Consider the following 7,689-nt stretch of genomic DNA (forward strand, 5'->3'; position numbering starts at 1 on the left):
TCGGAACGCGGCTCACCCCGAGCCCCAGTGCGATTTCATTGCGGTCGACGCGGTCGCCGGTGCGCAGCTCCCCCGTCGTTCCCCCACCCCTCGAACTGGTCGCCGACGCCGACCCCGTCGGCGTCGAGGCCTCGCTGGCGATCTAGGGCGCACGCTCACCCGACGAAGCCATCCGCCGGTCGTTACGGTGGCAGTGATGAATGCGCGCGTGGATCGGCACCATCGGCGCCGCGGAAGGTTCTTCGGACTCGCCGCGACCATCGTGCTGGTGTGCGGCACGGCATTAGGCGGGCTGGCCGCGCCCGCGACGGCCGACTGGAATCAATGCGCCCCGGCCGGCTTGGACAGCGCGCGCGTCCTGCCCAGGGATCTGACCGCGAGCCAGCCCACGCCGGAGGAAGACGACGACACCACACCGTCGGTCGAACCGCTCAGCTCGGTGGACGTCGGCGCGCTGGGCCTCGGCACACCGGGGGTGCTGACGGTGGGCACGCTGTCGGACGCCCCGCCCAACATCTGCATCAATTCCACCGGCGAGTTCACCGGCTTCGACAACTTGCTGCTGCGCGCGATCGCCGACAAGCTGCACCTGCAACTGCGCTTCGTCAGCACCGACTTTTCCGCGCTCCTGGCGCAAGTGGCATCCCGGCGCTTCGACGTCGGCTCGGCGTCGGTCAAGGCCACCGACCAGCGTCGCCGCACCGTCGCGTTCACCAACGGCTACGACTTCGGCTTCTACTCGCTGGTGGTGCCGCCCGGCTCGCCGATCCACAACTTCACCGATCTCGCCGCCGGCCAGCGCATCGGCGTGGTCCAGGGCACCGTCGAGGAGTCCTACGTCGTCGACACCTTGCACCTGCAGCCGGTCAAATACCCCGGCTTCGCCACCCTGTACGCCAGCCTGAAGACCCGCCAGATCGACGCATGGGTGGCACCCGGAACCCTCGCCGCGAGCCTGATCCGGCCGGGCGACCCGGCGGTGACCGTCGCAAACACTTTCAGCCCAGGCAATTTCGTGGCATACGCGGTCGCCAAGGAAAACAAGCCGCTGACCGACGCGCTCAACGCCGGGCTGGACGCGGTGATCGCCGACGGCACCTGGTCCAAGCTGTACTGCGATTGGGTGCCGCGCACGCTGCCGCCCGGGTGGAAGCCCGGGTCGAAGGCCGCGCCCGCCCCGAACCTGCCCGATTTCGCGGCGATCGCCGCCGCACAGCACCGCACCTCGGCCCCGGCCGCGCCGAAATCCACGCTGGCGCAGTTGCGGGATTCGTTCTTCGACTGGGACATGTATCGGCGGGCCATCCCCCTGCTGCTGACGACGGGGGAGACGTCGTCGGGCGGGGTGAACACCCTGCGCCGGGACAGTTCGGCCAGCATCGTCTGGGCCGCCAAGTAGGAGCGGCCGACGCACGCGGCCCGGGCGGCCTCGGGATCACGCCGATTGATAGCGGCGGTCTCGTCCTCGTAGAACGGCAGCATTTCCTCGCGGCCGCCCTGGTAGGTAAGCCAGAACACCCGGGGGATGAGGTTCTGCGACGCGCGGATCGTGGCGTGCAACCGCGGCCCGGCGTATTCGTCGTTGATGGTGCGCCGGTATTCCGCCGCGACGTCGCAGAAGGCGCGGGAATCCTTCGCCGCGCGCATCGTTCGCATCAGGGCGTCCAGTTGCCCGAGGATGCGCGGGGTGGGACTGGTTGCCGCACGCGCGGACGCGATGCCGTTGAGCAGGCCGTCGAGCTCGTGATGCTCGAGCACGGTGGCTTCGTTGAACCGCTCGACGAATGCGCCGCGGTGATAGCGGGTCGACACAATGCCGTCGTGTTCGAGTTGAACCAACGCCTCTTGAATCGGAACGCGGCTCACCCCGAGCCCCAGTGCGATTTCATTGCGGTCGACGCGGTCGCCGGTGCGCAGCTTCCCCGTCAGCAAGAGGTGAAGGATGTGCGCAACAACCAGGTCTTTTTCTTTGACCCCGTATTTCTTTGGCATTCGTTCTTGAGTCTCTTTTCAAACCCGGTGCGGCCATCTAGCGCGAGAAGTTTCTCACGAGTGGGCTCGTATTTTCCGGTGTTTGACGGATAAATGGTCTCACCGGCCGTCGCGCCACCGGCACAACGCTCGATTCGCCCCCGCCGCCTCCCGCCGAGTGTGCGGCCAGCCGCACATTCGCGCTCGCGCATCGCCCGCAGCAGCGCGACCGCGCTGGCGGGACAGGCCGACGGCGTTGCCGATCCGCGCGTGTCGGCGCGGGTCATACGACCACCGTATGCTCACCGCCCGTCGAGCACTCCGCGCAGCAGGTCGATCAGGGCCAGGGGCTGGTCGCTTTGCACGGAGTGCCCGGAGTTCTCGACGACGTGCGCCGTGCGGAAATGCTTTGTGCGGCGGCTTAATTCGGCCGCGTCGTCGTCGCTGACGAATCCCGAGTTGCCGCCGCGGATGAGGGTGATGGGTGCCGACAGCCGGTCCACGTCCTCCCACAGGACGTCGAAGTCGGGGAACTGGCGGATGGCGTCGTAGCGCCAGGTCCAGTTTCCGTTGTCCAGCCGGCGCGAGTTGTGAAAGACACCGCGGCGCAGCGCCTTCACCTCCCGGTGCGGCGCGGCGGCGATCGTCAGGTCCAGCATCGCCTGGAAGCTGGGGAATTCGCGTTCCCCGTGCATCAATGCCACCGTGCCCTGCTGCTCCTTCGTCATCTCCGAGTGCCGTTGCAGCGCCGACGGGGTGACGTCGATCAGGACGAGTTCGTTCACCAGTTCGGGCGCCACGGCGGCGAGCCGGATCGCCGTCAACCCGCCCAGCGACATGCCCACCACCAGATCGGCGCTGGGCGCGTGCTCGCGCAGAGCCGGCAGCAGCGCGTCAGCGTTCAGCTGGGGCGAGTAGTCACCGTCCTCGCGCCATGCCGAATGGCCGTGCCCGGGCAGGTCCACCGCCAGTGCGGGCTGTCCGAGCCCGACGACGACGGTGTCCCAGGTGTGCGCGTTCTGCCCACCACCGTGCAGGAAGACGATCCGCGGGGGAGCGGAGCCCCAGCGCAGCGCGCTGATCTTGCTCGCATCCGCGCCCGCCTCGACGCGTTGCACGGCGGGCAGCGGACCGGTGGCGCCGGCCTGCTCGGCGTTCTCGGACAGCAGCGAGAATTCCGAGAGCCCGTCCAGTTCGTCTTCGGAGATTTCGGTCACGACCATGAATCTAGCCGCGCCGTCTAGAGGGGGTAACGACGGCGGATGCCGTGGAACCGCTCCCACATCGCCGCCGCGCGCTCGGCCGAAGTCACCAGCGTGGTGTCCGCGGGCAGCGCGGTGAGGACGTCGTCATGCTTGACGACGCGGGTGTTCAGCACGGCGGGTTCGCCCTCGAGCATGTGCCGGTAGGTCAGGTTGCCACACCGAAAGCCCTGGGTGTCCAGCCAGTTGTGCACGCCGGGATCACGGTGCGCCATGACCAGCCGCACGCGGCCGTCGGCGTCGACGGCCGTGCGGCTCGGCGTGTAGCTGACCGGCCGGTACAGGTAGTCCATGCTGGTGAAGAAGACGCCCATGTTGGTGAGCATCCACAGCCCGGCGTGGTCGTCGAATTCGACGATCAGCACCTCGTCGTCGGCGAGTTCCCAGTACATGTTGGCCGCGGCCCGGCCGCGCTTGTTGTCGGCGTCGGTCGCGTCGACGCGCGGGAAGGCGTTGGGGTGCTCGGCGTCGACGCCGCCGTAGGTGAACGGAAACTCGGGCCAGTCGGCCATCAGGCCGGTGATGAAATCGCCGGCCCAGCGCATCGCCTCGACCATCTGCTCGGCAGAGGGCAACGGCTTGGGGGAGTCCATGTCGATTCGCTCGATGCGCAGCTGCGCCGGCAGCTCGTCCCAACGGTCGAACCCCTGACGGATGAACAGCTTGCGCGACCGGTCGGTGGTGGGCAGCCAGTTCGGCCCGCGCTCGGGGCCGCCGATGTAGAGCTCGAATTCACCGGTGTCGTCGATGCGGAGTTGATGGCCGAGCAGGTTGGCTTCCGGTGTGTCCCCGAAGGGTTCGTGCAGCACCCCCGGGCCGGGCCTGCGTGACCCCTGGACCGTGACGTTGAAGAACCGCGCGGTGCCGCGGGTGCCGGTGAGCCGGTAGGTCGACTGCCCGTCGATCCATGCCTGCTGATAGGTGAAGTCGGCGCAATCACCGCCGAGCTTGCGGGTGGGGCCGCAGAAGGTGTGCAGGGCCGGGTAGCGGGTGTCGCGCGTTTCGAGCGCCAAATCGAAGGCCTGGCCCAGGTTTTGGGTGAGAAACCGGTACGCGTCGACCCGATGCACGCCGGACGGCGGGTTGGCCTGCTTGAAGACCTGCTCGCCCGCCTGCCGCAGTCGCGCACAGAATTCGGCCCAGGCCGACCGCAGCTCCGCGTCGTCCGGACCGTCGCCGAAGGCCATGGTCACGCACCCAGTCTGTCGAGCATCGCGCTGACTACATCACATGCGCGCCGGGCGGCTTCCAGGTGCCCCTCACCGTCGATGCGGGGACCGATGAGTTCCAGGTCGAACCCGTGTGCGTAGCCGCCGGCGAGCGCCTGGGTGACGAACCGTTCGATCGGAATCACGCCGTCACCGGGAACCGCCCGGCCCGGCAGCGCCCGATCGCCCAGCACGTAGTCGCTCAATTGGATGAGCGACGTTCGGGGCAACGCCCGCTGCACCATCGTCTCGAAATCGCCTTCGGCCCAACAGTGAAACAAATCGAGGCAAACGCTCAGGCCGCCCATCTCCGCCAGCGTGACCGTGTCCCGGAGCGTATGGGCAATGTGGATGTCGGCGTACAGGCTGGAAGCATTCTCGATGGCCAGCGCCACCCCCGCGGTCTTGGCGTGCGCCACGCAGGGGGCGACCATTTCGCAGAATCGTTCGGCGGCCCGGTCCCAGTTCAGGTCACCGCGCCCGCCGGTGAGCAAGTACACGGTGCGCGCGCCGACGGCCGCGGCGGCGTCGATCACGGTTGACAGGCCCGCGCGGGCGGCATCCGGATCGCCGGCCAGCTTGCCCTCGGCGAACAGGTGATAGACAGCTTCCACGGCGTATCCGTTGCCCTGCAATGACAGTGCAAAGCGGGGATCGAGCAACTGGCTGTCCAGCACGCTCAGCCGGGAGACGCCGAGGGCCGCCCAATACGCTTCTAGTTCGGCGAGCGAGTCACCGTAGAAGGTGACGTTGTGCACCGACAGGCGCTTGTGCGTGCCCACCATGTCAGGACCGGTTCTCGATAGCGACGCCGAATCGCTCTCGGAATGGCCGGAATTCCGCGTGCAGCGCCTCGACGTCTTCGCCGATGTCGGTCAGCAGTTGGGTGGAGTAGCGGAATTTTCCGTAGCGGTCGCCGCGGTTGTCGGCCAGGTAGGCGCGCATCGCCGATTCGGCGTCGGAGGTCAACTCGCGACCGCAGAAGGCGTAATAGCGCCGAATCGTGCCGATGTGGTCGGCGACGAAGTCGGCGTAGCGGACGTGCAGGATGCGCGGATCGTCGACGAAGGGGTTGCTCATCGTGTTGGCGACGCCGGCGCGCGTCAGCTCCAGATGCATCTTCGTCAGGGCGCGCAGGTCAACCGATCCGACCATGCCGTCGGCGATGTCGGCCATCATCATGGTGCGCGACGCGGCGACCTGCACCGGGTCGCGGTGCAGCCACACCATCCGCGCGTCGGGGTAGGTGTCGAACAATTCCTTGAGCCGGAATCCGTGAAAGCCCTTGAGCACCCAGTACTTTCGCGGCCGGCGATATTGCAGCTGCTGCAGCATGGCCTTGTGCATCCGGTATTGCGCCGCCGGGTCCGTGGCGAGGCCGCCCACCAGCGACTGCATCGGCACGCGCCACCAGGCGGTCGGTGTCATCACCCGGAAGTCGAACGCCCAGGTGCGCTCGTCTTCGGGCAGCCCGTCGCCGAGCATGTCGTTGTAGGGGTGGCTGCGCAGCCACTTGGGCATCTTGGCGTTGATCTCGCGCCAGTCCGCGTCGGCCCGTTGCCGACGGTCGTCGTCCGGGCCGGCCAGACCGGGCGGCGGCGAGGGATACATCACCTCCCAGAAGCGCAGCGCCCGCGCCCCCGGGTCCACGGACATCAGCGCGTGCATCAGCGTTGTCCCCGAACGCGGTTCGCCCGTGACGAACATCGGCCCCTCGATCACCTCGTCGGCGATCGGGTAGCGGTTGCGGTCTTCGATGAATTCCAGGCGGGATGTCAGCAGCCAATGACATACCTGCGCGGCCTGCCGGTTGCCGTCGTCGTTCATACCGAGGCCGTTCAGGTGCTCGACGGCGACCGTAAAGCGTTGCGGCAACGTGGGATCGCCGTAGTCACGCAATCCGGTCTCGGCCTCCGCGGCGGCGAGCAGCTGGGCAGCGTCCAGGGGGGTGGTCACGAGGCGCCCCCGCACAGCCGCATCAGTTCGTCTTCGGCGGCGCGGACATTGGCCGCCGAAGCCTCGGCGTATTTCAGGCCGGCCATGGCGCCGTAGTCCAGGATCTTCGGCACGCGCAGTCCCGCGTCGACGTAGGTCTTCACGATCTTGGCGACCTCCGTCGGCGTCCCGTGCGGCACGGCGGCCAGCACCATGTCCGGCGTGGCTTTGTCGAGGAACGCGAGGATGCGCTCCCGCGTGAGCACCGCCGGGTCGATGTCCTGGAATCCTCGCCAGCTTTCGCCCATCGGGTGCTCGAACCCGAAGCCGCGCAACGTCTCCGCCGACACCTGCAACAGGAACGCCTTGACCAGGGGCGCTTGCAGGATGTCGGCGAGGGCGTCGGAGTCCTGGCCGAGCACGCACACCTGGATGAAGCACGGGGTGATCGCCATCGGGTCGCGGCCGGCGCGTTCCGCGGACCCCCTTACCGCTGCGAGCATTTCGGCGTAGTGCTCGGGTGTCCACGCGCCGGCCGGCCACCACCCGTCGGCGTGCCGGCCCGCGATGTCCAGCATGCGCGGACCGCTGGCGCCGATCCAGATCTGCGGCGGTTGGCCTTCGTAGGGTTCGGTGTCCAGCCGGGCGTGCCGCAGCGTGTAGAAGCGCCCGTCGAAATCGACCGGGCCGTCGCTCTCCCAGAGCAGCCGGATGACCGCCAGGGCTTCCTCGAAACGGCTGACCGGTGTGGAGAAGTCGAAGCCGTAGGGCAGGGTGTTCTCGCTCTCGCCGCTGCCCAAGCCCAGGACGAAGCGGCCCCTGGCGAGGTGATCGATGGTCAGCGCCGTCTGGGCGAGCATGCTGGGGTGGCGGCGCACGGTGTCGACGACGGCGCTCACAATCGGAACGTGCTCGGTGAGGACCGCGGCAGCGGCGGCCACCGCCAGGCCGTCGAGGTGGCGGTGCGGCGACGGGGATGCGGTCGCCAGGTCGGTGAATTCGGGCGTCCAGATCGAGTCGGGCCAGAAGCTGACCATGTGGTCGGGCAGCCAGATCGAGTGGTACCGGCCGCCGTCCAACTCCTCGAGCCGGGACAGATCCAGCGGAAGCGTCGTGCGCAGGAAAGCGGCGGGTTGAACGGTCATCGAGAGATGATGCTAAGCACCCGCACAGCGCTGTGTCGCCGAAACGGCCGCGAGCGGCCGCAGCACCGAGCGTCACGCTGGTGTGGCGGGGGTCGCCGAGCGTCACGTTGGCGTGGCAAACAGGCCCGCCATCGAAACGATTCGTGCGGTGAGGTCACCGAAGCGACC

Annotated in this window: 5 protein-coding genes and 3 pseudogenes; 1 reads left to right on the forward strand and 7 read right to left on the reverse strand. The window is 68.2% G+C overall.

Annotated elements, in window-relative coordinates:
• Nucleotides 1–76, reverse strand: a pseudogene (locus A5702_RS26400) (GntR family transcriptional regulator); the annotation flags it as partial.
• Between the two features lie 120 nt (nt 77–196).
• Between A5702_RS26400 and A5702_RS15465 the strand changes: the two are divergent.
• Nucleotides 197–1,384, forward strand: a pseudogene (locus A5702_RS15465) (ABC transporter substrate-binding protein); the annotation flags it as partial.
• Here the strand turns inward: A5702_RS15465 and A5702_RS25770 are convergent.
• From A5702_RS25770 to A5702_RS15500, 6 genes and pseudogenes are all read right to left on the reverse strand, one after another.
• A pseudogene (locus A5702_RS25770) lies at nt 1,279–1,992 on the reverse strand (GntR family transcriptional regulator); the annotation flags it as partial. The pseudogenes A5702_RS15465 and A5702_RS25770 sit on opposite strands and share 106 nt — an antisense overlap.
• A gap of 281 nt (nt 1,993–2,273) precedes the next feature.
• Complete coding sequence (locus A5702_RS15480; protein ID WP_156669644.1) at nt 2,274–3,194, reverse strand: alpha/beta fold hydrolase; 921 nt, start codon at nt 3,192–3,194, stop codon at nt 2,274–2,276.
• A gap of 17 nt (nt 3,195–3,211) precedes the next feature.
• On the reverse strand, nt 3,212–4,420 hold the full coding sequence (locus A5702_RS15485; protein ID WP_068221759.1) for a DUF1214 domain-containing protein: 1,209 nt from the start codon (nt 4,418–4,420) through the stop codon (nt 3,212–3,214).
• Nucleotides 4,421–4,422: 2 nt separating this feature from the next.
• Complete coding sequence (locus tag A5702_RS15490) at nt 4,423–5,226, reverse strand: sugar phosphate isomerase/epimerase (RefSeq protein ID WP_068221761.1); 804 nt, start codon at nt 5,224–5,226, stop codon at nt 4,423–4,425.
• Between the two features lies 1 nt (nt 5,227).
• On the reverse strand, nt 5,228–6,397 hold the full coding sequence (locus A5702_RS15495; RefSeq protein ID WP_068221767.1) for a sulfotransferase: 1,170 nt from the start codon (nt 6,395–6,397) through the stop codon (nt 5,228–5,230).
• Nucleotides 6,394–7,521, reverse strand: coding sequence for an LLM class flavin-dependent oxidoreductase (locus A5702_RS15500; RefSeq protein ID WP_068221763.1), 1,128 nt, complete (start codon nt 7,519–7,521; stop codon nt 6,394–6,396). Before A5702_RS15500 ends, A5702_RS15495 begins: the two co-directional genes overlap by 4 nt.
• Between the last annotated feature and the right edge of the window lie 168 nt (nt 7,522–7,689).

The sequence above is a fragment of the Mycobacterium sp. E3339 genome (assembly GCF_001666915.1).
Lineage (GTDB): Bacteria > Actinomycetota > Actinomycetes > Mycobacteriales > Mycobacteriaceae > Mycobacterium.

Coding starts and splice junctions, on each gene's coding strand:
- A5702_RS15490 (WP_068221761.1), bottom strand. CDS start 5,226: ATGGTGGGCACGCACAAGCGCCTGTCGGTGCACAACGTCACCTTCTAC.
- A5702_RS15485 (WP_068221759.1), bottom strand. CDS start 4,420: ATGGCCTTCGGCGACGGTCCGGACGACGCGGAGCTGCGGTCGGCCTGG.
- A5702_RS15500 (WP_068221763.1), bottom strand. CDS start 7,521: ATGACCGTTCAACCCGCCGCTTTCCTGCGCACGACGCTTCCGCTGGAT.
- A5702_RS15480 (WP_156669644.1), bottom strand. CDS start 3,194: ATGGTCGTGACCGAAATCTCCGAAGACGAACTGGACGGGCTCTCGGAA.